Origin of the sequence: Pseudomonas sp. WS 5011, from assembly GCF_012985775.1 — a bacterium.
Taxonomy (GTDB): domain Bacteria; phylum Pseudomonadota; class Gammaproteobacteria; order Pseudomonadales; family Pseudomonadaceae; genus Aquipseudomonas; species Aquipseudomonas peli.
Map to the genome: position 1 here is coordinate 34,612 of NZ_JAAQXA010000012.1, position 25,041 is coordinate 59,652.

The following is a 25,041-nucleotide window of genomic DNA, read 5'->3' on the forward strand; positions in this document are numbered from 1 at the left end:
CTGCGGTGCGGTCGGTGCAATGTTTAGCGCTAGCGCACCGAGCGCAAAGGTGTGGCAAAGCCTGGAGCGACGCGTGCCAGTACTTCGGCGATGTAACCGAGGAACAGCGTGCCCAGCGAGCTTTTGTAATGCTGCGGATCGGCGCTGCCAATCGCCAGCACGCCATGCAGGCCCTGATGGCTGATGCTGACCACCGCCGCTGAGCCCACCTGGGCACCGTCTTCGTTGCCGAACAGGAAGTTCAGTTCATGCTCGCGCAGCACGCCGCAAATGGTTTTGCCACCCGCCAGCAGGCCGCCGATGGCTTGATGCGCTTCAGCGCTGCTGACTGAACGGCCGACCGGTATGGGCGTATCGCTGAACAGAATCAAGCTGACAAAAGGCACCTGAAACTCGCGGCGCAGGCTGTCTTCCACGCAACTGACCACTTCTTCCAGGCTACTGGCGTCGAGTAGATCGAGCACCAGGCGGCGGGTCTTGTCGAACAAACGATCGTTGTCGCGGGCCACGTCCATCAGTTGCGAGAGGCGGTGGCGCATTTCGATATTGCGCTCGCGCAGCAGTTTCACCTGGCGCTCGACCAACGATACGGTGTCGCCGCGCTGGTGCGGAATGCGCAGCTCGGGGATCAACTCGTCGTGGTCGATAAAGAATTCCGGATGCAGACGCAGATAAGCGGCAACCGTTTCCGAATCCAATGGCTTGGGTGAATCCTGCTTGTCGGTCATAGGCGAACCTGTCCTTCGTACACACGTACTGCGGGTCCGGTCATCATAACGGGCTGGCCAGGACCTGCCCACTCGATGCTCAGTTTGCCGCCGGGCAGTTCGATCTGCACCGGTGAGTCCATCCAGCCCTGGCTGATTGCCGCCACTGCCGCTGCACAGGCGCCGGTACCGCAGGCCTGGGTTTCCCCGGCGCCACGTTCCCAGACACGCAGCTTGGCGCGTTGGCGGTCGACCACTTGCAGGAAACCGACGTTCACCCGCTGCGGAAAGCGCGAATGGTGTTCGAGTTTTGCCCCCAGGCTGTGCACGGGCGCGTTGTCGACGTTGTCGACGCGCAGTACGGCATGCGGGTTGCCCATGGATACGGCAGCCAGCTCAACGGTCTGACCGTCGACGGCCACGCTGTAGCTCAGTGCTTGCTGTTCGGCCTGGAACGGGATGTCGGCTGGCACCAGGCGCGGTGCGCCCATGTTGACGCTGATCTGCCCGTCGTTGCGCACGTCCAGTTCGATGATGCCGCCCTTTGTTTCCACGCGCATCTGCTTTTTCACCGTCAGGCGCTTGTCCAGCACGAAGCGGGCGAAGCAGCGCGCACCGTTACCGCATTGCTCCACTTCCGAACCGTCGGCATTGAAGATGCGGTAGCGGAAGTCCACGTCCGGGTTGCTTGGCGGCTCGACCAGCAACAGCTGATCGAAGCCCACGCCGGTGTGGCGGTCGCCCCACTGCTTGGCGTTCTTCGGCTGGATATGCGCGTGCTGGCTGACCAGGTCGAGGACCATAAAGTCATTGCCGAGGCCGTGCATCTTGGTAAAGCGCAATAACATCGCCACTACTCCGGCAGGCGGCTTTCGCCCGCAAAGAGTTCGCTGAGCGTCTCACGGCGACGCACTTCAAAGGCTTGATCGCCATCCACCATCACCTCGGCGGCGCGGCCGCGGGTGTTGTAGTTGGAGCTCATGACAAAACCATAGGCACCCGCGGAGCGCACAGCCAGCAGGTCACCTTCGGCCAGGGCCAGCTGGCGATCTTTGGCGAGGAAATCGCCAGTCTCGCAGATCGGCCCGACGATGTCATAGTTGCGCGGCGCACTGTCGCGCGGCTGAACTGCGACCACGTCCATCCAGGCCTGGTACAGGGCTGGGCGGATCAGGTCGTTCATCGCCGCATCGACGATGGCGAAGTCCTTGTGTTCGGTGTGCTTGAGGTATTCGACCTGGGTCAGCAGTACGCCGGCGTTGGCGACGATCGAGCGGCCCGGCTCGAACACCAGGGCCAGGTCGCGACCGGCAATGCGCTCACGCACGGCCTTGATGTAGTCGCCAGCCAGTGGCGGCTGCTCGTCGCGGTATTGCACGCCGAGACCGCCACCCAGATCAAGGTGCTTGATGTGGATGCCGTCAGTGGCGAGCTGATCAATCAGCGCGAGCAAACGGTCGAGGGCATCGAGAAACGGCGGCAACGTGGTCAGCTGCGAGCCGATATGGCAATCGACGCCAACCACCTGCAGGTTCGGCAGCGCAGCGGCGCGGGCGTAAACGGCCGGGGCCTGCTCGATATCGATGCCGAATTTGTTTTCTTTCAGGCCCGTGGAGATATACGGGTGGGTGCCGGCGTCGACGTCCGGGTTGACCCGCAGCGAGATCGCCGCAGTCTTGCCCAACTCGGCGGCCACCACTTGCAGGCGCTCCAGCTCGTCAGTGGACTCGACGTTGAAGCAGTGCACGCCCACTTCCAGGGCGCGGCGCATGTCGTCACGACTCTTGCCAACGCCGGAGAAGACGATCTTGCTCGGCTCGCCGCCGGCGCTGAGTACGCGTTCCAGCTCGCCACGGGAGACGATGTCGAAACCGGCACCTAGGCGCGCCAGGACATTCAGCACGCCGATATTGGAGTTGGCTTTAACCGCAAAGCACACCAGATGCGGCATGCCCTGCAGGGCATCGGCATAGGCGCGGTACTGCGCTTCGATGTGCGCACGCGAGTAAACGTAGGTCGGCGTACCGAAGCGTTGGGCGATGGCGGACAACGCCACGCCTTCCGCGAACAGCGCACCGTCGCGGTAGTTGAAGGCGTTCATGAGCTGTCCTTATTCGGTTTGCGCAGGCGCTGGCTGGCTTTCTTCCGGCAGGTACAGCGGGCCTTTCTGGCCGCAGCCAGCGAGCAGGGCGCTGACGGCAAGCATCGCGACAAAGGCAGTAAATAACCGCTTCATGGTGGAATCCTTGTAATAAAGCATGATTGCGCCGGAGTATACCGACCCCCCGGCGCCTTGCCTATGCGCCGGGGTTCCCGTCGGGCGGGGCTTTGCCTGTATCTTTGGCGCTAGGGTCTGTTCCCATTTCGTCACGAGCCGCGTTGCCACGAAAAATCTCGCCAGGCTAGGCGGAGGACGCAGGTAATGGTGTTCCCTTGCCAAGTCCTCCAACACCGCATGGCGAGATTTTTCGCGCAACCCGAAGGGCCGGGCTAGTTTTAGCGCGATGCTGCGTTTCTCGACACTCATTTGGAACAACCAAACTTCGTGTCTCGTGCCTTGCCTCGCGCTAAAACTAGCTCCGGCGCGGCCGCGAACGAAACGGGAACAGACCCTCGCTTTGCACCCATCGCCAGCGATCAGGAGACTGGATGGACAACCCCGTACCCGTGAGCAGCTCGGTTTCCGTTGCTTACCTGCAAGGTTTGCTCGATTACCTGACGCGCCACGGTGTCGACAGTGCAGAGCTGCTGGAACGGGTGCAGCTCAGCCCGCAGATTCTTGCTCAGCGAGATCAGCGCATTGCCGCCAGCACTTATCTAGAGCTGCTCGGCCATGGCGTGCGGTTGACCGGCGATGAGCAGCTGGGCCTGCATTTGGGTGAGGCGGTGCGTCCCGGTTATTACGGCGTGTTGGGTTATCTGATCATGAGCTGCGCGACCCTCGCCGACGCGTTGCATCGCCAAGCGCGCTATGCCGCGCTGGTCGGTAACCTGGGCCAGGTTGATCTTGCCGATGAGCCGCCGCGTGCAGGGCTGGAGCCGCAGGTGGCGCACAGCTGGCAGCCGCTATTGCCGCAACAGAAACGTCAGCTCAGCGAGGAAACTCTGGCCGGTTGGGTAACCTTCGGCCACTGGATCAGCGGCCTGGATATTCCTCCGACCGAGGTGCGTTTCCAGCATTCGGCCCCGGCGGATAGCTCCGAGTACCAGCGGATCTTCCGTTGTCCGGTGCTGTTCGATCAGGCCGATAACGCCCTGGTATTCCCTAAGCGCCTGCTCGCCACGCCGCTCGGTCAGGCCGATGCGCAGGTGCGCTTGATGCTCGATGCCTATGCTGATCGCCTGCTTGGCGAGATTCAGCAGGGCCATAGCGTGCTCGATCGCGCGCGCCTGGAATTGTCCCGCCAGCTGCCGGAAGTGGGCGCCGACCTGCAGCAAATCGCCGCGCGTTTGGCGCTCAGTCCGCGTACCCTGCAGCGGCGTTTGCGCGAAGCCGGGTTATCCTTCAATCAGTTGGTGGATGAAACCCGTCAGCAACTGGTGTTGCATTACCTGCGCGACCCGGCGCTGGAACTGGCAGAAATCGCCTTCCTGGTTGGCTTCAGTGAGCCCGGTTCACTGGCCCGCGCGTTTCGTCGTTGGACCGGGCAAAGCCCGGGCGAATATCGCCGTAGCTTGAAAGAACATTAATCACCGCAGCCCAAGACTTTTGCAGTCGCTGAATTTTTTGAGGTAAGTCGTAATGAGTTTGACCGAAGCCCGCTTTCACGATCTGGTCGATGCCACCCAGCAGGCGGTGGAAGATATCTTCGATGACAGCGACCTGGACCTCGACCTGGAAAACTCCGCCGGGGTGCTGACTGTGCGTTTTGAAAACGGCACTCAGCTGATCTTCAGTCGTCAGGAGCCGCTGCGTCAGCTGTGGCTGGCGGCGCGTTCGGGCGGCTTCCACTTCGATTACGACCAGGCCAGCGAGCGCTGGATCTGCGACAGCAGCGACGAGCAGCTGGGCGAAATGCTGGCGCGTATCACCCTGGAACAATCCGGTGCCGACCTTGAGTTCGAAGAACTCTGACGGCGCGGGCCAGGAGATCGCCTCGCCCTGCCGTCGCCAGTGTTGTCTGGATGATCAGGATATCTGCCTGGGCTGTGGCCGTTCGCTGCAAGAGATTCTCGACTGGGGCAAAGCCGATATGGCGGGCAAACGCAGCATCTGCGCGGCTGCTGAAGCGCGCTTGCAACAGCGTAGCGCGGCACCTTGACCGGGCGGTCTTGTTTATTTGACTAGCTGTGGTACGGTCAGCCCAAGCCTTGCAAAACCCCGTCTTAGTGATGGGGTTTTGCTTTTTTCACGATCCGTAAAGGGGACATACCCGCACCATGACCAGCGCACCTTCGCTCACCATCACCCGTCTTGACCTGCAGCGCCTGGAGCATCTGCTCGACAGCCTGGACGACTTCGGCCCCAGTGCCATCGCGTTGCAGGCCGAACTGGACCGCGCCGATGTGGTTGGCCACGACGAGGTGCCGGCCGGGGTGGTGACCATGAATTCGCGGGTGCATTGCCGTGAGGAAAGCAGCGGCAAGGATTACCACCTGACCCTGGTTTACCCGCAGGACGCCGGCGGCGAAGGCTGTGTGTCGGTGCTGGCGCCGGTCGGCACGGCCCTGCTGGGGCTGTCCGTGGGTCAGCATATCGACTGGGCCGCGCCCGGCGGCAAAGTGCTCAAGCTGACCCTGCTGGCGGTGGAATATCAGCCGGAAGCGGCGGGTGAATACAGCCGCGCTTGAGTAGGCCGGTCAGGCCTTTTGCAGGGCTTGATTGAGTGCCGCCTCCAAGCGGCTCTTGTAGCGTAGGTAATGCACGCTCTGCATGTGCCCTTCGCCCAGCACTGCCGACAGATCAAGGTCGGTGATGTAGCAGGGGTAGCGCGCACCATCGCGGCGCTGCGCGAGGATGTGCTGGGCCACGGCGGCGTATAGGTCGCCAGCGTACTCCAGCTCGGAAAATTCGCGGTGATTACAGTACAGGGTGACGTGTGAGCGCTTGCCATCGCCAGGTTCGACGATGGCCTGTACGTCATAGAATGGGTGGCTGATCGGTGACAGTGGCGGCGGCCGGCGTTCCAAACGCTGGGCGCGCAAAGGTGCGTCCGGTAGCACCTGGTAATACAGCACCTCCAGCGGCTGATGCGCCGGCAGGTTATCCAGCGGCAGCAAGGCGTTGCGCCGGTACAGCACCGATTGCAGAAAACGTTGCAGCGGGGTCAGCAGGCTCTGCTCATCGCGGAACGGCATCTGCTGGCGCCACAGGGCGTTGTGTTCATCGAGCACGCTCAGCTCAGCCGTGGCGCTGGCTTCATTCAACCGGTAGAACACTTGAATGCACTGCGGCCGTCCCACGGGCAGAATCAGCGCCAGGTCTTCCCCTTCCAGGGCGCTGCGGTCCAGGTGCAGTTCGCTGTAGCCGGGCAGCTCCTCACCCAGGTGCTCGATCAGGGTGGGTAGGTCTTTCAGGCTGGTGTGGCTGACATGGCCAGGTTTCAATTCGAGCAGGTGATACTGCTGTTTGATCTGCAGCAGGTAGCGGTTGGCCTGATCGCTGCTGAAACTACCCAGGGTTTCGCGGAACAGCTCTTCCACCCGCTCGGCAATCGCCGTGGCGCGGTTGCGGCAGAAACAGCGTACGCGCAGGTTCGGCTTCCTACCGCGGGCGGGCAGGGCGTTGAGGAAGTCGCGCAGGCAGTCGAGCAGCGCATGTGGGCCGTCATAGCGGGTCACCAGCAGCTCGTTCCAGCTGTTCAGGGTGACCTGGTCGATGGTCAGAATCAGGTTCTCGCGCACCCCGGAATAGCCCAGTGCATCGGTGCGCTCGGTGGTCATGTGCATGTTCATCTGGCTGAACTGCCTGAGCGGGTCGACGCCAACGTTGACCAGCAGCAGCACCTCGCTGGCTACACTGGCGCTGAGCAGCGCCGCCTCATCGACAGCCGGCAAGGGCAATGGCACCACCTGCTGCAAGCTGTTGAGCAGGTTGGACAGCTCATACTCGGTCAGGTCACTGGCGCCTGGGTGCAAAGACAGCCGTGTGCTGTTGTCGATTACGCCATTGCGCTGGCACCAGGCGAGCAGTTCAACCAGCTCGCGCGAGCGTTTGAGCGGTGAAAAGTCTTCCAGGTCCTGAGCGTTGACGCTGCCGCTGTAGAGCGCCCACAGCGTTTCATTGGGCTCGTCCGGGCTGGGGTTCTGCGCCAGGGTCAGGGTGTCTTCGGCGAGGTCCGGGGCAATGCCTGGATTGATAAATTCGATCTTGCCCGCCTTGCGCTCGAAGGCGGCATACAGGCGGCGGCCGAGGATGCCCAGGTCGCGGCTGTTGAGCGAGCTGCCCGCGTGTTCGCTGCGGGCGAACTCGGAGAGAAAGCGGTAGCTGTAGGTCAGCTCGTTGACCAGCATGCGCCGCTCGGCACTGACTTGGCGCACCTTCCACTGGCTGCGGCTGTCGAGCATCGCCAGTTGGCGGCTGTCCCAGTTCCAGTCGCGGGTCAGGCGCTCCAGCAGCAGACGTTGCCAGCTTTTGCGGTTATTGCGCGGTGGGCGGCTGAGCTTCTTATCGACCTTGAGGTACAGGCAGCGGCGGATCAGCTCCAGGCGCTCATGCTCGCCACGGGCCTTGAGGTATTCCTCCAGGCGCCGGTAGACCACGATATAGGGGTCTAGCTCATCGACATCCAGGCGATTGGCGAACACCGCCTGCTTGAAGCGCAGCGACAGGCACTCGACCTTTGGGTGTTCGCTGGCGTAAACCTCTGTAAGCAGCAGCTTGAGCACCGACTTGTAGGGCGACTCGATGCCCTTGAACAATTGCCACATGCCGGCGCCGATAAATTCTTCCGGCGGAATGCGCGCCAGATGGCCGAGGTCGAGCACGTCCTCGGCGCGGATAAAGCGCTTGGCTAGCAGGGTGCTGGTGTAGTGCTGATAGCGCTGTTCTTCATATACCGGAACCAGCCACCACAGCGGCGTACGCCCGCCGAGCCAGATGGCAGTGCGGTAGAACTCGTCGAGTAGCAGATAGTGCTGGGTGGTGCCGCAGTCGTCCGAGGTCAACTGCGCCTCGCGTTCGCCTTGGGTGAAACGCGCGGGATCAATCAGGAAGAAATGCGCTTCTGCGCCGAAGGTGGCCGCCCAGCTTTCCAGCAGCGCGCACTTTTTGTTCAGCTCATGCAGCTGTTGCGGGCTGAGGTCGCTGGCGTGGCACACCCATAGGTCCATGTCGCTTTGCTCAGCCTGAGCCACGGTACCCAGGCTGCCCATCAAAAACAGGCCGTGGATTGGCAGTGTCTGTTTGCCGCGGTAGGGCTTGTAGGCGAACGAGCGGGTCAGGCGCTGCACTTCGGACAACAGTTCGTCATCCGGTTCAAAGCCGCTTAGGCCGGCTGGGGTCAGGCCGGAAACGTAGCCGGGCAGCAACGGGTGATTGACGTGGAACAGCAGTGGTAACAGCTTCAGCACCAGTTGCTGGCGCGTCGACAGCGCCTGCATGGCGCGTTGCAGGCGGCCTTGGTTGAGTTTGAGGAAGCGCGCACGCAGCTGCGTCAGTACCTTGCGGTCGATACCGTCTTCAATGTCTGGGCGAATTTCCTCGGTACGGCTCATGCTCAGGCTCTGCAGGGCGGTGCGTGATCATGCCTGGCCAGGCGGCTGGCGGACGGCGGCGGATACAGGGTTATCGCCTGCGTCACGGGCAGCTTGAGAAAGCCGTTGCGACGCAGGCTGGGTTGTCTTAGAAGCCGTTTCGGTTGGGCCAGTGAGCGAGGTTTTCAGGTGCTTCTTAGGCCGCTTCAGTCACATTGAGAATGGTCAGCAGAACTTGCGCGTGTTCGGCGGCGTCGAGCCCCAGGCTGGTCAGATAACCGCCGTCTGGCTGGTTGATCAGGCCTTTGTCATGCAGGCGTTGGGCAGCGGCAATCGCCGAGGGGGTGGCAGTGTGGTGAACCTTGATTCCTTCCTGAGTGGTGCCCAGGTTAAACAGCGCGAGGATTTCCAGTTCGGCAATCAGTTCAGGGGTAAAGGCCATAAGTACTCCAGCTTCTTGTTTTAGTGAGCTGCGGCCGGCGGCTGCAGCACCCGCTGCGGTAAATCGGCTGAAACAACAGGCAGCCTGCGAAGCAGTGTAGTGAAGCGCCAGGCAGTCTGCTGTGACCTGATGCTGCCAGAAGTTGGCGTGCTGTGGGGTAAATTTTTCGGCGCTGATTACGGTGCCTGTTCGGGCAACTCGGGCAGGGCGCGCAGGCCTTGCTCATAGCGGGCGAGATCGAAGGGGCGGTCATCGCGCAGCATGACGTCAATTTCATCGGCCAGCACCAGGGCCATCAGCTCGATAATCTCGTCGCGCTCGTAACCGACCAGACTCAGCTTGTTCAGCACCGCCTGGACGAAGGCCGGTTCGCCGGCTTCCAGCTGGTTTTCGATGGCCTGGATCAGGGTGTCCTGGGCAAAATCTTCGTCTTCTTGCTCGCTCATGTGCGGCTCCTTGGTGGGGCCTACAGTGTGCCATGTGTGGGCGTAAAGGCGAGTGACCGGGTGCAGGCAGAGCGTGGATGAATTGCTTTTGCGGGCAGGCATCGCCAGCGTCAATGCTGATGCACGGGTGCACGCACATTCAGCGCGGTGGGTTGCGGTGATCGGGCGATCACCGCATACGGGTGTGCAGCGCTAGACGCCAGTACGCTGTTTTTCGCGCGGGACTATTACTTGCAGGGTGAGCCCACGGCGTTCAAGGCGCGCTTGAAGAACTGCAACTGGTAACCAGAGGCGGAAGCTTTGCTGCACATGTTGCTGTTGTGAGAGCGGTATTCCGCGATGAAAACAGCTTTGCCCTGCTGCCTGAATAAACGGTACGCCTCGCACTCCTTGTAGGCATAGCAACTTTCGTTGAGGGCAAAGTCAAAGTCATCGACCAGGGCGGGGATCAACTCAACTGCATTTTTCAATGCAATTGCCAGGTTATGCTCATGCGCTTGCTGGCTTAACCAGCGGTTGTAGTCGATCTGGTTTGCCTCACTCAACCCCAGGCCATTGCCGTTGCTGTAGCCGTCCACATTGTCCGGTTCGACAGCATCACAACCTTTTTCGGCCGCCAAACGTATGCGTTTGGCCATGAGTGTGCGAACAGCGGGATGGCGGATATCCAGCCAGCGTTCGCCCGGCCAGCCGTCCAGTTGTGCACCCAGCGCTTCTTTAGGGTATTGGGCGGCATCACTGCGCCAGTCTTCCCAGCTCCCTGCGCTGAAATAGCAGACCACGATACGACCCTGGCCTTTCAGGTTGGTGATGGTGGTTGTTGAGGTGTCGAACAGGTCAATGTCGTAAACCTGGCGCTCGGGGGTTTTCAGTTTGCCACTGAGTTGCCAGTGCCAGCTTGCCTGGCTGGGAATAACGATGGGTGTAGCGCTGACGCAGGCGGCGAGGGTGAGCGTGCCGATGCTTGCGAGTAAGCGTTGGAAGATTTTCATGGCTTTCTCCAGTGCGCAGACGAGTGTCTGGTGGCGTGGAGGAAAGTATTTGGCCTGCAGGAAAGAGTACGCCAGCGGCTGGCGGCGGGTTTGTTCGCATTTTGCAGGGCTGTTTGCAAATTGACGCTGTTTTTTTGGCATTGTCAGTTCAGGTCTTATGCCGGCAGCGAATAAGGGCGCGACGGGGTCGCGCCCGTAGGGTTTAGCGCAAGGCGAGTAGCGCCTGGCCGCGCGCCACCGCTGCTCTTACCTGATTCGGTGCGGTGCCGCCGATATGGTTGCGAGCATTGACCGAGCCTTCCAGCGTCAGCACGGCAAACACGTCCTGTTCGATCTGTTCGCTGAACTGGCGCAGTTCTTCCAGGCTCATCTCGGCCAGATCCTTGCCGGACTCGACGCCGTATTTCACCGCATGACCGACGATTTCGTGGCAATCGCGGAACGGCAGGCCCTTGCGTACCAAGTAGTCGGCCAGATCGGTGGCGGTGGAGAAGCCGCGCAGTGCAGCTTCACGCATGATCGCGTGCTTGGGTTTGATCGCCGGGATCATGTCGGCAAAGGCGCGTAGCGAGTCGCGCAGGGTGTCGGCGGCGTCGAACAGCGGTTCTTTGTCTTCCTGGTTGTCCTTGTTGTAGGCCAGCGGCTGGCCTTTCATCAGGGTCAGCAGGCCCATCAGCGCGCCGAATACCCGGCCAGTCTTGCCGCGCACCAGCTCCGGTACGTCGGGGTTTTTCTTCTGCGGCATGATTGAGCTGCCGGTGCAGAAACGGTCCGGCAGATCAATAAACTGGAACTGCGCGCTGGTCCAGAGCACCAGCTCTTCGGAGAAGCGCGACAGGTGCATCATGGCAATCGAGGCTGCAGCGCAGAATTCGATGGCGAAGTCGCGATCCGACACGCCATCCAGCGAGTTGCCGCCAACGGCGTCGAAACCCAGCAACTGAGCAGTGACTTCGCGCTGAATCGGGTAAGTGGTGCCGGCCAGCGCCGCCGAGCCGAGCGGCATGCGGTTGGTGCGTTTGCGGCAATCGACCAGGCGCTCGTAGTCGCGGCTGAGCATTTCGAACCAGGCCAGCAGGTGGTGGCCGAAGGTCACTGGCTGGGCGGTTTGCAGGTGGGTGAAGCCGGGCATGATGGTCTCGGCTTCACGCTCGGCCTGCTCCAGCAAACCCTGCTGCAGGCGGGTGATCTCGGCCAGGATCAGGTCGATCTCGTCGCGCAGCCACAGGCGGATATCGGTAGCTACTTGGTCGTTGCGGCTCCGCCCGGTGTGCAGTTTTTTACCGGTCACGCCGATGCGGTCGGTCAGGCGCGCTTCGATGTTCATGTGCACATCTTCCAGGTCGACGCGCCAGTCGAACTGGCCGGCTTCGATCTCGCCCTGAATCTGCGTTAGACCGTCGACGATGGCGTCGCGCTCGGCATCATTCAGCACGCCGACCTTGGCCAGCATGGTGGCGTGGGCGATGGAACCCATGATGTCGTGGCGATACAGGCGCTTGTCGAATTCGACGGAGGCGGTAAAGCGGGCAACAAAGGCATCGACTGGCTCGCTGAAGCGGCCGCCCCAGGATTGGTTGGTTTTTTCAGTGCTCATGGGCTTCGCTCGGCTGGTGCGCTAAAACGGGCTGGCCGCGCTGGGGCGGCCGGCAAGACGGAAAAGTGCGCCGATAATAACAGGCTGGCCGGCAAATTCGCCGCGTCGCTTTGTCGGTGGGCGCAGCTAGGCTGCACTAGAGCAATGTTGCGCCGTTCACAGTTTTATCGCGGCGGGCGCATTTCGGTGCTTTATTTTGCCCGGTCGCAGCTGTCTATCTTGCTGCTGGCGTGGCTCACGCGGAAACTGCGGCGATGAAAATAAAAAGCGCTTCATCAGAAAAACAACCACCACTGGTCGATGACTTCTTTGTGCCCGAGCTTTGCCAGCCAGAAGCGCTGCTGAGCATGGTGCTGCTGGCTGAGTTGTTGGTGCTGGTGCTGGTGTTGTCCGAGCCGATGCTGCCGGGCTTCGATTGGGTGCGCCTGGCGCTGACGTCGCTGTTTGTGCAGTGGATTGTGCTGCTCTCGGCTGCCGTGCTGTGCCGCCTGCGCCCGTTGATGGCGCGCATGCCGGCAGCTACGGCCGGCGCCTTGTGCTGCGCGATTGTGGTCACCCTGAGTCTGATCTGTACTGCCGTGGCGGACTATTACGAGCTGGGTGGGCCGTTGCCGCGTACCGGCGAGGTCAACCTGTATCTGCGCCATGCCTTGATCAGCCTGATCATGTCGGCGTTGCTGCTGCGCTATTTCTACCTGCAGAGCCAGTGGCGCAAGCAGGAGCAGGCCGAGCTGCGCGCGCGCATCGAATCGTTGCAGGCGCGCATCCGCCCGCACTTTCTGTTCAACAGCCTGAACAGCATCGCCAGCCTGGTGGTGGTCGATCCGTACAAGGCCGAGCAGGCGGTGCTCGATCTCTCCGACTTGTTCCGTGCCAGCCTGGCCAAGCCCGGTAGTCTGGTGCCCTGGCGTGAAGAGCTGGAGCTGGCGCAACGATATTTATCGATTGAGCGCTATCGGCTCGGCGAGCGTCTACAGTTGCAGTGGGAGATTGTTGATGTGCCGGACGATCTGCCGATTCCACAACTGACGTTGCAGCCTTTACTGGAAAACGCCTTGATCTACGGCATTCAGCCGCGCATTGAGGGTGGCCTGGTGCGGGTCGAAGCAAGTTATCACGATGGGGTATTCCAGCTGTGCGTGAGCAATCCATACGAACAACTAGGCGAGGAGCCGCCGTCGCGCGGTACCCATCAGGCGCTGACCAATATCGATGCGCGGCTGGTGGCACTTTTCGGGCCGCGGGCCAGTCTCAGCGTAGAGCGCCGTGACGGACGCCACTTCACTTGTCTACGCTATCCTTGTGCGAGACCCAAGCAGGAAGCCCGTGCATTATGAATGTCCTGATTGTCGATGATGAACCCCTGGCCCGAGAGCGCCTAAGCCGCATGGTGGGCGAACTCGATGGCTATCGCGTGCTTGAACCCGCAGCCAGCAACGGCGAGGAGGCCCTGAGCCTGATCGACAGCCTGAGGCCGGATGTGGTGTTGCTGGATATCCGCATGCCGGGCCTGGATGGCTTGCAGGTGGCAGCAAGGCTATGTGAGCGCGAGGCGCCGCCAGCCGTGATTTTCTGCACCGCTCATGATGAATTTGCCTTGGAAGCCTTTCAGGTCAGCGCCGTTGGCTATCTGGTCAAACCGGTGCGCGCAGAAAGCCTCAGTGAGGCGCTGAAGAAAGCCGAGCGGCCCAACCGAGTGCAACTCGCCGCCCTGACCCGTCCTGCAGTAGACAGCGGTGGCGGCCCGCGCAGCCACATCAGTGCACGCACCCGCAAAGGCATCGAGCTGATTCCGCTGGATCAGGTGATCTACTTTATTGCCGACCATAAATACGTAACCCTGCGTCATGCGGGCGGTGAAGTGCTGCTGGATGAGCCGCTGAAAGCCTTGGAAGACGAGTTTGGTGATCGCTTTGTGCGCATTCACCGCAATGCGCTGGTTGCTCGTGAGCGCATTGAACGTCTGCAACGCACGCCGCTTGGGCATTTCCAGCTGTTCCTCAAGGGCATGAACGAGGAAGCGCTGATTGTCAGCCGCCGGCATGTGGCCGGGGTGCGCAAGCTGATGCACAACCTTTAGCGTTCTTGCTGGATCTGCTGCGCGTCGGCGATCCTACGTTGGAAACAGGCTCGGAATGCTCATTTACAACAGTAAACTCCGCTTCCTCGCCTGTTTCCGCCTTGTCTCACTCTAGCTCGCCAGATCCGATACTGGTTGCTAAGGAGCTTTAGCAGCTAGGGTCGCAGGCCTGATCTGGGCCAGCCTGTTATTATCCCCGGCAGTTCGTTTTCTGGAATTGCCCATGTCTCGCGAAATCCGCATCGCCACCCGTAAAAGTGCCCTGGCCCTGTGGCAGGCCGAACACGTCAAAGCCCGCTTGGAACAGGCGCATCCTGGCCTCAAGGTCAGCCTGGTGCCCATGGTCAGCCGTGGCGACAAGCTGCTCGACGCGCCGCTGGCGAAAATTGGCGGCAAGGGCTTGTTTGTCAAAGAGCTGGAAACCGCGATGCTGGAGAACCAGGCCGACATCGCCGTGCATTCGATGAAGGATGTGCCGATGGACTTCCCCGAAGGCCTGGGCCTGTACTGCATCTGCGAGCGTGAAGATCCGCGCGATGCCTTCGTTTCCAACACCTATGCCAGCCTCGATGCCTTGCCCGCAGGCAGCGTGGTCGGCACCTCCAGTCTGCGCCGTCAGGCCCAGCTGCTGGCGCGCCGCCCGGATCTGAAAATCCAGTTCCTGCGTGGCAACGTCAACACCCGTCTGGCCAAGCTGGATGCCGGCGAGTACGACGCCATTATCCTTGCTGCAGCCGGCCTGATTCGCCTTGGGTTCGAAGCGCGCATCCGTTCCTCGATCAGCGCTGAAGACAGCCTGCCAGCGGGTGGTCAGGGCGCGGTGGGCATCGAGTGCCGCACGGCCGACAGCGAGATCCATGCCCTGCTGGCGCCTCTGCATCACCGTGATACCGCACTGCGGGTGACCGCCGAGCGCGCACTGAACAAGCATCTGAACGGCGGCTGCCAAGTGCCAATCGCCTGCTACGCGGTGCTCGAGGGCGAGCAGCTGTGGTTGCGCGGCCTGGTCGGCCAGCCGGATGGCGGTTTGCTGCTGCGGGCGGAAAACCGTGCCCCGCTAGCGCAAGCCGAACAGCTGGGTGTGCAGGTGGCTGAAGCCCTGCTGGCCCAGGGAGCTGCGGCCATTCTGCAAGCCGTTTACGGCGAGGCCGCTGCCGAGTGACGGGCTGGCGTTTGCTGCTGACGCGACCGGCCCAGGAGTCGGCCGCGCTGGCGGCAACCTTGGCCGAGCAGGGCATCTACAGCAGCAGCTTGCCGTTGTTGGCCATTGAGGCGCTGAGCGAGAGTGCCGAGCAGCGCGCCACGCTTGTCGATCTGCAGCGCTATAGCGCGGTGATCGTGGTGAGCAAGCCGGCGGCGCGGCTGGTGCTTGATCTGTTGGATCGCTACCAAACGCCAGTGTCTGCCGAGCAGCCCTGGTTCAGCGTCGGTGCAGCCACTGCGCAAATTCTCCGCGAGCGAAGCCTGCAGGTGCACTATCCAGAGCAGGCCGATGACAGCGAGGCGCTGCTCGCCCTGCCGCAACTGCAGCAGGCGTTGACGGCGACCGCCAGTCCACGGGTGTTGATCCTGCGTGGCGAGGGTGGCCGAGAGTTACTTGCCGAGCGCTTGCGCGGCCAAGGCGTGCAGGTGGACTATCTGCCACTGTATCGCCGGGTGCTGCCGGATTATCCGCCGGCTGCGCTCGCCGAACGCATTCAAGCTGAACGCCTGAACGCGCTGGTGGTCAGCAGTGGGCAGGGCTTTGTGCATTTGCGCGAGCTGGCCGCTGAAGCTTGGGCCGAGCTGACCCAGCTACCCTTGTTTGTACCCAGCCCGCGAGTGGCCGAAATGGCCCGTGCGGCAGGTGCACAATTTGTTGTGGACTGCCGCGGCGCGAGTGCCGCGGCGTTGCTGGCAGCCTTGCAGGCGCAACCTGCCCCGATCTCTGACGCAAAGGATGGATACGTGAGCGAAGCAACTACTCCGAAAGAGCAAGCCCCGCAGGATCACGATGTGAGCCAACAGCCGTCCGAGCCTGTGCAGGCTGCGGCGAAACCCGTTACACCCACAGCGGTTGCGGGCAAACCCGCTTCGCGTGGCAACGGCCTGGCACTGCTGGCTTTACTGGTTGCGGCGGCCGGTGCCGGTGCAGGCGGTTGGGGGCTTTGGCAGTTGCAGGCGCTGGACGCTCGCGAGCAACAACAGCAAGGCCAGTTGCAGGACGCGCGCAGTGAAGCGCAAAGCCTGGCGCAGACGGGTAAGCAATTAGAGGCTCGCCTCGATCAGCTGCCCAGTGTCGAGGAGCTGGAAACCCGTCGCCGCCTGTTGGCACAGCTGCAGGGCGACCAGCAGCTGCTCAACCAGCGCTTGGAAACCGTGCTGGGTGCCAGCCGGCAGGATTGGCGCCTGGCCGAGGCCGAGCATCTGCTGCGCCTGGCCAGCCTGCGCCTGTCAGCGTTGCAGGACATCAACAGCGCCACCGCGCTGGTGCAGGCTGCCGATGAAATCCTCCACGAACAGGATGATCCCGCCGCATTTGCTGCCCGCGAGCAATTAGCCAAGAGCCTGCAAGCGTTGCGTTCGACCGCCAACCCAGACCGTACCGGGCTGTTTCTGCAACTGGGCGCTCTGCGCGATCAGGTGGCACAACTCAATGCCCTGACCCCGAGTTTCAGCGGTGAGGGCGGTGTGCTCAGCGAGCTGGCTGACGAAGGTGTCATGGAGCCGCAGTGGTGGCAGCGCGGCCTGCAGACCTTGTCGGAATACTTCCGTATCGATTTCAACGCCGACCGCAATATCCGCCCTGTGCTCGCCGGGCAGAGCCTGACCCAAGTGCGTCTGGCTCTCAGTCTGGCACTGGAGCAGGCGCAGTGGGGCGCACTGCACGGTCAGACGGCGGTGTACCAGCAAGCCCTGCAGCAGGCGCGTGAGGTGCTGGACGCGCACTTCGATGTGGACAACCCCAACAGCCGCGCCCTGCGTGCGCGCATTGATGAATTAGCTGAGCGCCCGATTGCAGTGACGCCACCGGACCTCAGCCAGACGCTGAATGCCGTGCAAGCCTATCTCCAGGCCAAGCAGGCCGCGCGCAGCCAGCAGCAGGTCGATGCTGAGCCCGCCGCTGCTGCCACCGATGATGTTGAGGCGCAACTGCAGGAGGCGCTGCAATGAAGCGCTTCTATTGGTTGCTGCTGATCCTGGCGCTGGTTGTTGGTGTCGCCAGCCTGGTGCTGTTCGGTCTGCCGCTGGCGGAGCACAAGGGCTATGTACTGATTGCTTTCCAGGGCTTTCGATATGAGTCCAGCCTGTGGGCATTTGTCGCTCTTGCGCTGGCGCTCTGGCTGCTGGTTTATCTGCTGCGATTGAGCGTGAGGTTGCTGGTGACATCGGGGGGCCTGCTCAACCCGTGGTCACGCTTGCACAAACGTCGTCGCGTGCGGCTGGCGTCTGAGCAGGGCTTTCTCGATCTTGCCGAAGGTCGCTGGGCACGTGCTTTGCGTCATCTTAAACAGGCGGCCAACGACTCGCCGCAACCGTTGAGCTACTACCTCGGCGCCGCGCAGGCTGCGCATCAGCTGGGGCATCACAGTGATAGCGATGACTTGTTGGAGCAGGCGCTCAATCGCCAGCCGCAGGCTGAGCTGGCGATTGCGCTGCAGCACGCCGAATTACAGCTGGCGCGCGGCCAGACGGCGGATGCGCTGGATACCCTGCAGGTCATGCGCTCGCGTCATCCGCACCATCACCTAGTCTTGCGTCAGCTGCAGCAGCTGTATCTGCAGGCGGGCGATTGGTCAGCGTTGCTCGGCCTGCTGCCAGAGTTGCGCAAGGAGAAAGCCCTGGGCAATGCCGAGTTGAGCGAGCTTGAGCGTCAGGCCTGGCGTGGCCGCTTGTTGCAAGCTGCGCAGACGGCTGATGGCGAGGCGCCTGCCGCACTGCTGGCGTTGCAGCACGCATGGCAGGCCATGCCAACCGCACAGCATCAGGAGCCCGAACTGCTGGCGATTTACGCCGAGCAACTGCGCCTGTTGGGTGCGGAAGCTGAGGCTGAAGCGCTGCTGCGCTCTTACTTGAAACAGCACTACGACACCGCTCTGGTGCGCCTGTACGGCTTGCTGCGAGGCAGTGATTTGGGCAAGCAGCTGCAAGCCGCCGAAGCATGGCTGAAGCAACACCCGCAGGATGCCGGGTTGTTGCTGACGTTGGGGCGGTTGTGCCTGCACAGTCAATTATGGGGCAAGGCCAAGGATTATCTGGAAACCAGTCTGGCCTTTCAGCGTCACCCGGAAACATGTGCCGAGCTGGCTCGTCTCTTGGCGCAACTGGGTGAGCTGGAGCGCAGCAATAGCCTGTATCAGGAAGGCCTGCGCTTGCTCGACGCACGTTTGTGCACGCCGGCCTTGTCCGTTGAGAACTGAATAACTGTTGCCCGAGGTGCTTATGCGAACGTTGTTGATGGGTTGTCTGATGGCACTGTTGCTAGGGTGCGCCGGCCCGCAGGTGAGTGATTACGCCAATGAGCAGCCGCGCCTAGAGCTGAGCGATTACTTCAAGGGTGATATGCAGGCCTGGGGGATGTTCCAGAACCGCTCCGGCGAAGTGGTCAAGCGCTTCCATGTGGCCATGACCGGCACCTGGGATGGCGATGTAGGCGTGCTGGATGAGCGCTTTACCTACAGCGATGGCAGCACCGAGCGGCGCGTCTGGACCCTTAAAAAACAGGCTGACGGCAGCTGGCGTGGCACGGCAGACGATGTGGTTGGCGAGGCTATCGGTGAAGTGGCCGGCAACGCCTTGCACTGGCGTTACAAACTGCGGCTAAAGGTCGATGACTCAACCTATGTGGTTGATTTTGATGACTGGATGTTCCTGATGGATGGTCAGGTGATGCTCAACCGCGCACGGATGTCGAAGTGGGGGATCGATCTGGGTCAGGTCACCCTGAGCTTTTACAAGCCCGCCGTGGCGGGTAAAGCCGAATAGTCGCCGGTTAAACGCTTGTATGAAATTTTCTCCGGCGCTACCTTGAAGGCCCAGGCCGGCGGGAATAATCTGGCTCACAGATACCGCCGGAAAGTTGCCGTTTCGCGGCTGTCTTCCCAGACCTTGCACGGACTGACAAAAAACTGTCTCGATGCGGGCGTACAACACTAATAGCAATAGGGAAGTAGAGGTCATCATGCTCGAGAGTTGTCAGAACGCCCAGGAACGTTGGGGTGGAGTTCACCTGCTGATCGACCGCTGGCTGCAAGAGCGCAAGGAATTGGTGAGTGCCTACGCGGCCATCAACAGTTCACCGCAAGCTCCAAGCGCCAACGCAGAGCCGCTGCAGCACTTCTGCGAAATCCTGGTTGACTATGTGTCCGCTGGCCATTTCGAGGTGTACGAACAGTTGACCAGCGAAGCCAAGGCCTTTGGTGACCAGCGTGGCCTCGATTTGGCCAAGCAGATTTACCCGCGCATTGAGGTCATCACCGAAGTGGCGCTGGCGTTCAACGACCGTTGTGACAATGGCGATTGCCATGACTCGGTCTCGCTGATCGACGAGCTGAAACGCTTGGGGCAGTTGTTGCACGAGCGGTTTGAGCTGGAGGACTGCTTGATCGAAGTCCTGCATAACGCCCATCAGGAACAGGCCACGCCTGCCCTCTGATACGCCGACGCGTTACTCCTTGGTGTCGAGCAATTCCAGCTCGAACACCAGGGGCGAGTAGGGTGGAATCAAATCCCCCGCACCTTCTTCGCCATACGCTTGCGCCGATGGAATCACCAAACGCCATTGTGCGCCGACTGGCATCTGCTGCAGCGCACTGCGCCATCCTGCGATCACGCTGTCTAAGCGAAACCACTGCGCAGTCTGACTTTCATCAAACTGGCTGCCATCCGCCAAGAAGCCAATATAGCGCACCTGAATACGATCCTTCGGGCCTGGTTTGCGGCCATTGCCGGCGCGCAGCTCCTGCATCAATACGCCATCCTGCAGTACGCGTACACCGGCCTTGGCTTTTTCCATGGCGAGAAAGCGCTGTTCGGCCGTCTTGGCTTTTTCAACGCGCTCAGGCGCGTTAGCCAGTTGCGCTTCATGCTCGGCCAGCAGGCTTTCGATGCGTTTGGCATCCACTGCCAGCGGCTCATTGCGGTAAGCCTGGCGCAGGCCATCGAGCAGCGCTTGCAGTTCCAGATCCGGTACTTCGTCGCGCAGTCGCTCGCCGAGTTTTACCCCCAAGCTGTAAGCCAGGTCGTGGGCGTGCTCGTCTGCTTGAGACAAGGGCGCGAGCAGGCAGAGCAATAACAGGGCAAAACGTGGCATGGGGGTTCTCCGGCGAAGATGCGCCGATTATGCCAGCCAGGTGCGGCGAGGTGGCAAGGCGGACAAAAGGAGGTCTAGTATGACGCCATCTTCATCCGCCAGGAGGCGTGTCATGTCGGCAACAAAGAATGCAAAGAAGAAATCAGTGAGTACCCCGCTGCACCTGCTGCAGCAACTTTCCAGCAGCCTGCTTGAGCATCTTGAAGATGCCTGCACGCGTGCTTTGGTTGATGCCGAGAAGTTGCTCGCCAAGTTGGAAAAGCAACGCGGCAAGGCCCAGGAAAAACTGCATAAAGCCCGCAGTAAAATGCAGGATTCAGCGGTAGCCGGCAAAGCCAAGGCGCAGGCCAAAGGTAAAGAAGCCGTGGCTGAGCTGGAGCAATTGCTCGATACCCTGAAAGACCGCCAAAGTGAAACCCGTACCTACATCGCCAGCCTTAAGCGCGACGCACAGGAAAGCCTGAAGCTGGCCCAGGGCGTTGGTAAGGTTAAAGAAGCCGTAGGCAAAGCGCTCGATAGCCGTTCGGCTAAGGCCGCTCTGGTCAAACCGGCTGCCAAGCCAGCCGCAACTAAAGCTCCGGCCAAACCCGCAGCCAGCAAGCCAGCGGCTAAACGTGCTACTAAAGCTGCTGCGCCAGCTGCCAAGGCCCCGGCTAAAGCGCCCGCCAAACCTGCTGCGAAAGCCCAGGCCAAGGCTGTCAGCAAGGCTCCCGTCGCGGCTAAGCCAGCAGCCAAGGCACCCGCCAAACCTGCGGCAAAAAAACCAGCAGCCAGCGCGGCCAAGCCTGAAGCGAGCAAGCCGGTGGTACAGCCTGCCAAGGCAACTGCTAAACCTGCGGTGAAAAAGGCTCCGGCGGCTAAACCTGCCAGCAAGCCTGCTGCAAAACCTGCAGCCAAGCCGGTTGTGAAGAAAGCGGCCGCTAAGCCCGCTGCTGCCAAACCAGTGGTTGCCGAAGCGCCTGCCGCACCTGCCGGCAGCAATGGCAGCAATGGCAGCACTCCGCCCAGCGCTGTTTAAGCGCTGAGGTGTGCCGCCGCGATGCGCAGCGTTTGCAGCGCATCGCGGTTGCACTGCTGGGGAGCCAGTTTTTCCAGCCAATTCAGCGGCGCGTTCGCCGCGTTGCTTGACCAGTTCTGAGTACAGGCTGTCAAGCGTTCCAACTGCTCGCGCTCTGCGGTCAGCTCCAGCTGTTTGATCTGTTCACGTAATTGCGCCAGGGCATGATCGCTCTGCGCTTGCTCGCGCCAGCTTTGGCGCAATTGGCGCAGCGGCACTACTACCTGCTGTTGCCAGGGTTGCGCGATATTGCGTAACGCATCGCTGCGCTCGTTGGTGCAGATAATCTGCCGGCGTTCCAGCCAGGCGGCGCAAAGCAGCAGGCACACGTCCGCCCCTTGCGTTTGCAACAGCAGGCACGCGGCCTCGACGCCAGGGCGTTGATACAGTGCTTCGGCGAATCGCCACAGGTCAGTAGGCATGGTGCTTTCCGGGTTTCTCTAAAGGGACTCTGGTAGACTCCGCCGCCATTATGATCCGACTCCAGAACCTGACTTTACAGCGTGGCCCTCAGCGTCTGCTAGAAGACGCTGAGATGACCCTGCACCCCGGCCACAAAGCCGGCCTGATCGGCGCCAACGGCGCCGGCAAATCCAGCCTGTTTGCCCTGTTTCGTGGCGAGCTGAGTGCGGACGCGGGCGATTGCCTGATCCCCGCCGATTGGCGTGTGGCGCATATGCGCCAGGAGATCGACGCGGTCGAGCGCCAGGCGGTGGATTATGTACTCGATGGCGACCTGCAACTGCGCAAGGTGCAGGCCGAACTGGCTGTGGCCGAAGCGGCGCATGACGGTGCCGCCGTGGCGCGGTTGCACACCGAACTCGACACCCTCGACGGCTACAGCGCCGATGCCCGTGCGCGCAAGCTGCTAGCCGGTCTGGGCTTTGACAGTGCGCAGATGGATCGCCGCGTCGGCGACTTCTCCGGTGGCTGGCGCATGCGCCTGAACCTGGCGCAGGCGTTGATGTGCCCGTCTGATTTGCTGTTGCTCGATGAGCCGACCAACCACCTCGACCTCGACGCGATTCTCTGGCTGGAAAGCTGGCTGAAAGGTTACCCCGGTACCTTGCTGCTGATATCCCATGACCGCGATTTCCTGGATGCCGTAGTGGACCACGTTGCCCACCTCGATCAGCAAAAACTGACCCTGTATCGCGGGGGCTATTCGGCTTTCGAGCGCACCCGTGCCGAGCGTCTGGCGCAGCAGCAACAGGCGTACGAGAAGCAGCAGGCGCAGCGCGCGCACATGGAAAAGTACATCGCCCGTTTCAAGGCCCAGGCCACCAAGGCGCGCCAGGCGCAGAGCCGGATCAAAGCGCTGGAACGCATGGAAGAGCTGTCGGCGGCGCACGTCGATTCGCCCTTCGACTTCAGCTTCCGTGAGGCCGACAAGATCTCCAGCCCGCTGCTCAGTCTGAGCGAAGGCCGTCTGGGTTACGGCGACAAGGTGGTGTTGGAGAAGGTCAAACTGAACCTGTCTCCCGGCGCGCGCTTGGGCCTGCTCGGACCGAACGGGGCGGGTAAGTCGACCCTGATCAAAAACCTGTCGAACGAACTGCAGCCCATCAGTGGCCATCTGCAACGGGGTGAGAACCTGGTGGTCGGCTACTTCGCCCAGCATCAGCTCGATGCCCTGGATGACAAGGCCAGCCCATTGCTGCACTTCCAGCGCCTGGCCCCGACCGAGCGTGAGCAGACCCTGCGCGACTTCCTCGGTGGTTTCGACTTCCGCGGCCCGCGTTGCGACGAGCCGGTGCTGAATTTCTCCGGCGGTGAGAAAGCCCGTCTGGCCTTGGCGCTGATTGCCTGGGGCAAGCCCAACCTGCTGCTGCTCGATGAACCGACCAACCACCTCGACCTGGAAATGCGTCTGGCGCTGACCATGGCGCTGCAGGAGTTTTCCGGCGCAGTGGTGGTGGTGTCCCACGATCGCCACCTGCTGAAAAGCACCACCGACGAGTTCCTGCTGGTCGCCGATGGTCAGGTGCAGCCGTTTGATGGTGACCTGGAAGACTATGCCCGCTGGCTGGTGGATTACCGCACGCGGCAGGCGCCGACCAGCAGTGGCGAAAGCAACCCGGATAAAGCCGACAAACGTGTGCAGCGCCAGGCCGCAGCAGCTTTGCGTCAGCAATTGGCGCCGCATAAGCGCGAAGCCGAAAAGCTGGAGAAAGAACTGGGCCAGTTGCACGAGAAGCTCGCTGCCGTCGAAGCGCGCCTGGGCGACAGCGGCATCTACGAGGCCGCGCGCAAGGACGAGCTGCGTGACGCCCTGGCCGAACAGGCCAAGCTGAAAAGTCGCGAAGCCGATCTGGAAGAACGCTGGATGCTCGCGCTGGAAACCCTTGAAGCTCTGCAAGCCGAGCTTGAGGCCGCCAGTTGAACATCACCCTGCCGACGCTGGAATGGTTGATGACCTGGCAGGAGCCGTTGCTGCGCACCGGTCAGGTAATCCTGATTGTGCTGCTGGCCTGGTTGTTTCAGCGCATTCTCACCCGTGGCATCACCCGCCTCGGTAACCGCTACCCGCAGTTGCCGGCCGAGTTGCTGATGCCGCTGCGCGGCCTGCTGCGCTGGCTGATTCTCGGTAGCGCCTTTATGTTGGTGCTGGAGCGCCTGGGCGTTTCCGCGCAGGTGCTGTGGACCGCACTGACCGGCTTTGCCGCCGTCGCTGCAGTGGCCTTTTTCGCCATCTGGAGCGTGTTGTCCAACATGTTCTGCGCGTTGCTGATCTTCGCGATGGGGCCGTTTCGTATCGGTGATTGTGTCGAAGTGCTGGAAAGCGCCGACAAGCCAGGAGTGCGCGGTAGGGTGATGGCGATCAACCTGTTCTATACCACCCTGGAAGATCTCAGCGGTGATGCCCCCGGTGCCTGGGTGCAGATTCCCAATAGCCTGTTTTTTCAAAAAGCCGTGCGCCGCTGGCGCAATGGCGAACTCCCACCTGTACGTACTAGCGAGAACTGATTCCTATGGAATGGCTGGCCAGCCCTGAACTCTGGGTCGCGTTTCTGACCCTGACCGCCCTGGAAATTGTCCTGGGCATCGACAACATCATCTTTATCTCGATCCTGGTCAGCCGTCTGCCCAAGCATCAGCAACCCAAGGCGCGCTTCTTCGGCCTGGCCCTGGCGATGGGCACGCGGATTCTCCTGCTGCTGTCGATCAGCTGGGTGATGCGCCTGACCGCCGATCTGTTCCATGTGTTCGATCAGGGCTTCTCCGGGCGTGATCTGATCCTGTTCTTCGGTGGTCTGTTCCTGTTGTGGAAGAGTACTGCGGAGATCTTCCACAGCCTTGAAGGCGAAGAAGAAGCCCAAGCCGTTGGTGGCAAGACCTACGGCTTTATGGGGATCATCGTGCAGATCGCGATCATCGACATCGTGTTCTCCCTGGACTCGGTGATCACCGCCGTCGGTTTGGTCGACAACGTGCCCGTCATGGTCGCAGCCATTGTGATTTCGGTGATCGTGATGATGCTGTCGGCTGGCACTATCAGCGACTTTATCGACAAGCACCCGAGCCTGAAGATTCTTGCCCTTTCGTTCCTCATCGTGGTCGGTACCGTGTTGATCGCCGAAGCCTTCGAGGTGCATGTGCCGAAGGGTTATGTGTACTTCGCCATGGCCTTCTCGCTGGCGGTGGAAGCCGTCAATATCCGCATGCGTACCGCCCGTGCTCGTGCACGCAAGGAAGAAGAGGCGGAGCCGGTGCAGTTGCGCAAGGACTTGCCAAACTAAGCCACAGGCTGGGCGAGGCAATCGACAAGGGGTAGGCTAAGGCCTACCCCTTT

At 61.5% G+C, this 25,041-nt stretch carries 26 protein-coding genes and 1 pseudogene; 16 read left to right on the forward strand and 11 right to left on the reverse strand.

Annotated elements, in window-relative coordinates:
- Positions 1 to 29: 29 nt before the first annotated feature.
- The 4 genes from HBN63_RS13995 to HBN63_RS14010 are packed head-to-tail and all read right to left on the reverse strand — an operon-like array spanning position 30 to position 2,943.
- Positions 30 to 728: a DUF484 family protein gene (locus tag HBN63_RS13995; RefSeq protein ID WP_160086671.1), complete on the reverse strand. Its 699-nt coding sequence runs from the start codon at positions 726 to 728 to the stop codon at positions 30 to 32.
- Entirely contained in the window at positions 725 to 1,555 is an 831-nt protein-coding gene (gene dapF, locus HBN63_RS14000; protein ID WP_170049851.1) for a diaminopimelate epimerase, read from the reverse strand. Before dapF ends, HBN63_RS13995 begins: the two co-directional genes overlap by 4 nt.
- Before the next feature lie 5 nt (positions 1,556 to 1,560).
- Positions 1,561 to 2,808, reverse strand: coding sequence for a diaminopimelate decarboxylase (gene lysA / locus HBN63_RS14005; protein WP_170049852.1), 1,248 nt, complete (start codon positions 2,806 to 2,808; stop codon positions 1,561 to 1,563).
- Positions 2,809 to 2,817: 9 nt separating this feature from the next.
- Positions 2,818 to 2,943, reverse strand: a complete 126-nt coding sequence (locus tag HBN63_RS14010) for a lipoprotein (RefSeq protein ID WP_090387640.1) — start codon at positions 2,941 to 2,943, stop codon at positions 2,818 to 2,820.
- A gap of 413 nt (positions 2,944 to 3,356) precedes the next feature.
- On the opposite strand from HBN63_RS14010, the gene HBN63_RS14015 reads away from it, so the two are divergent.
- The 4 genes from HBN63_RS14015 to rnk all read left to right on the forward strand — a co-directional run bounded on the left by HBN63_RS14015 (position 3,357) and on the right by rnk (position 5,498).
- Complete coding sequence (locus HBN63_RS14015) at positions 3,357 to 4,397, forward strand: AraC family transcriptional regulator (protein WP_170049853.1); 1,041 nt, start codon at positions 3,357 to 3,359, stop codon at positions 4,395 to 4,397.
- Between the two features lie 52 nt (positions 4,398 to 4,449).
- Positions 4,450 to 4,782: an iron donor protein CyaY gene (gene cyaY / locus HBN63_RS14020; protein ID WP_090254611.1), complete on the forward strand. Its 333-nt coding sequence runs from the start codon at positions 4,450 to 4,452 to the stop codon at positions 4,780 to 4,782.
- Between the two features lie 16 nt (positions 4,783 to 4,798).
- A complete protein-coding gene (locus HBN63_RS14025; RefSeq protein ID WP_170049908.1) occupies positions 4,799 to 4,969 on the forward strand; it encodes a DUF1289 domain-containing protein in 171 nt (56 codons plus the stop codon).
- 118 nt (positions 4,970 to 5,087) lie between these two features.
- Entirely contained in the window at positions 5,088 to 5,498 is a 411-nt protein-coding gene (rnk, locus tag HBN63_RS14030) for a nucleoside diphosphate kinase regulator (RefSeq protein WP_090254613.1), read from the forward strand.
- 9 nt (positions 5,499 to 5,507) lie between these two features.
- On the opposite strand, the gene HBN63_RS14035 is transcribed toward rnk, so the two are convergent.
- The 5 genes from HBN63_RS14035 to argH all read right to left on the reverse strand — a co-directional run bounded on the left by HBN63_RS14035 (position 5,508) and on the right by argH (position 11,819).
- Positions 5,508 to 8,363 (reverse strand): class I adenylate cyclase, encoded by a 2,856-nt coding sequence (locus HBN63_RS14035; protein WP_170049854.1) that lies wholly within the window; start codon positions 8,361 to 8,363, stop codon positions 5,508 to 5,510.
- A gap of 175 nt (positions 8,364 to 8,538) precedes the next feature.
- The gene (locus HBN63_RS14040; RefSeq protein WP_090254617.1) at positions 8,539 to 8,784 is read right to left on the reverse strand and encodes a TIGR02647 family protein; all 246 of its coding nucleotides are present in this window, start codon (positions 8,782 to 8,784) and stop codon (positions 8,539 to 8,541) included.
- 176 nt (positions 8,785 to 8,960) lie between these two features.
- Entirely contained in the window at positions 8,961 to 9,230 is a 270-nt protein-coding gene (locus tag HBN63_RS14045; protein ID WP_170049855.1) for a hypothetical protein, read from the reverse strand.
- Between the two features lie 227 nt (positions 9,231 to 9,457).
- Positions 9,458 to 10,222: an endo alpha-1,4 polygalactosaminidase gene (locus HBN63_RS14050; RefSeq protein ID WP_170049856.1), complete on the reverse strand. Its 765-nt coding sequence runs from the start codon at positions 10,220 to 10,222 to the stop codon at positions 9,458 to 9,460.
- Between the two features lie 202 nt (positions 10,223 to 10,424).
- Entirely contained in the window at positions 10,425 to 11,819 is a 1,395-nt protein-coding gene (gene argH, locus HBN63_RS14055) for an argininosuccinate lyase (protein ID WP_170049857.1), read from the reverse strand.
- 254 nt (positions 11,820 to 12,073) lie between these two features.
- Here argH and HBN63_RS14060 point away from each other — a divergent pair, with 254 nt between their 5' ends.
- The 8 genes and pseudogenes from HBN63_RS14060 (at position 12,074) to rsd (ending at position 19,534) form a co-directional block, all read left to right on the forward strand.
- Positions 12,074 to 13,156, forward strand: a complete 1,083-nt coding sequence (locus HBN63_RS14060) for a sensor histidine kinase (protein ID WP_170049858.1) — start codon at positions 12,074 to 12,076, stop codon at positions 13,154 to 13,156.
- The gene (locus HBN63_RS14065; RefSeq protein WP_090254627.1) at positions 13,153 to 13,899 is read left to right on the forward strand and encodes a LytTR family DNA-binding domain-containing protein; all 747 of its coding nucleotides are present in this window, start codon (positions 13,153 to 13,155) and stop codon (positions 13,897 to 13,899) included. The genes HBN63_RS14060 and HBN63_RS14065 overlap by 4 nt, the downstream gene beginning before the upstream one ends.
- Before the next feature lie 223 nt (positions 13,900 to 14,122).
- The gene (gene hemC / locus HBN63_RS14070) at positions 14,123 to 15,061 is read left to right on the forward strand and encodes a hydroxymethylbilane synthase (RefSeq protein ID WP_090254630.1); all 939 of its coding nucleotides are present in this window, start codon (positions 14,123 to 14,125) and stop codon (positions 15,059 to 15,061) included.
- Positions 15,058 to 15,813, forward strand: a pseudogene (locus HBN63_RS21925) (uroporphyrinogen-III synthase); the annotation flags it as partial. The gene hemC and the pseudogene HBN63_RS21925, both read left to right, overlap by 4 nt.
- Positions 15,814 to 15,846: 33 nt before the next feature.
- Positions 15,847 to 17,052, forward strand: a complete 1,206-nt coding sequence (locus HBN63_RS21930) for a uroporphyrinogen-III C-methyltransferase (protein ID WP_345940489.1) — start codon at positions 15,847 to 15,849, stop codon at positions 17,050 to 17,052.
- A complete protein-coding gene (locus HBN63_RS14080; RefSeq protein ID WP_170049860.1) occupies positions 17,049 to 18,299 on the forward strand; it encodes a heme biosynthesis HemY N-terminal domain-containing protein in 1,251 nt (416 codons plus the stop codon). The genes HBN63_RS21930 and HBN63_RS14080 overlap by 4 nt, the downstream gene beginning before the upstream one ends.
- 22 nt (positions 18,300 to 18,321) lie before the next feature.
- Positions 18,322 to 18,864: a DUF3833 domain-containing protein gene (locus tag HBN63_RS14085; RefSeq protein WP_160086695.1), complete on the forward strand. Its 543-nt coding sequence runs from the start codon at positions 18,322 to 18,324 to the stop codon at positions 18,862 to 18,864.
- A gap of 196 nt (positions 18,865 to 19,060) precedes the next feature.
- Positions 19,061 to 19,534, forward strand: coding sequence for a sigma D regulator (gene rsd, locus HBN63_RS14090; protein ID WP_090254640.1), 474 nt, complete (start codon positions 19,061 to 19,063; stop codon positions 19,532 to 19,534).
- A 12-nt stretch (positions 19,535 to 19,546) separates the two neighbouring features.
- Here the strand turns inward: rsd and HBN63_RS14095 are convergent, their stop codons facing one another.
- Positions 19,547 to 20,191: an FKBP-type peptidyl-prolyl cis-trans isomerase gene (locus HBN63_RS14095; protein ID WP_170049861.1), complete on the reverse strand. Its 645-nt coding sequence runs from the start codon at positions 20,189 to 20,191 to the stop codon at positions 19,547 to 19,549.
- 112 nt (positions 20,192 to 20,303) lie between these two features.
- Here HBN63_RS14095 and HBN63_RS14100 point away from each other — a divergent pair, with 112 nt between their 5' ends.
- Entirely contained in the window at positions 20,304 to 21,209 is a 906-nt protein-coding gene (locus tag HBN63_RS14100) for an AlgP family protein (protein WP_170049862.1), read from the forward strand.
- Here HBN63_RS14100 and HBN63_RS14105 read toward each other — a convergent pair.
- On the reverse strand, positions 21,206 to 21,670 hold the full coding sequence (locus HBN63_RS14105) for a TIGR02444 family protein (protein ID WP_170049863.1): 465 nt from the start codon (positions 21,668 to 21,670) through the stop codon (positions 21,206 to 21,208). The two genes, HBN63_RS14100 and HBN63_RS14105, sit on opposite strands and share 4 nt — an antisense overlap.
- Positions 21,671 to 21,720: 50 nt before the next feature.
- Here HBN63_RS14105 and HBN63_RS14110 point away from each other — a divergent pair, with 50 nt between their 5' ends.
- Genes HBN63_RS14110 through HBN63_RS14120 form a run of 3 tightly spaced genes read left to right on the forward strand, consistent with a single transcriptional unit; the run spans position 21,721 to position 24,988 of the window.
- Complete coding sequence (locus tag HBN63_RS14110; protein ID WP_170049864.1) at positions 21,721 to 23,631, forward strand: ATP-binding cassette domain-containing protein; 1,911 nt, start codon at positions 21,721 to 21,723, stop codon at positions 23,629 to 23,631.
- Positions 23,632 to 23,639: 8 nt separating this feature from the next.
- The gene (locus HBN63_RS14115) at positions 23,640 to 24,215 is read left to right on the forward strand and encodes a mechanosensitive ion channel family protein (RefSeq protein ID WP_160090094.1); all 576 of its coding nucleotides are present in this window, start codon (positions 23,640 to 23,642) and stop codon (positions 24,213 to 24,215) included.
- A gap of 5 nt (positions 24,216 to 24,220) precedes the next feature.
- A complete protein-coding gene (locus tag HBN63_RS14120) occupies positions 24,221 to 24,988 on the forward strand; it encodes a TerC family protein (protein ID WP_090254653.1) in 768 nt (255 codons plus the stop codon).
- The last annotated feature ends 53 nt before the right edge of the window (positions 24,989 to 25,041 follow it).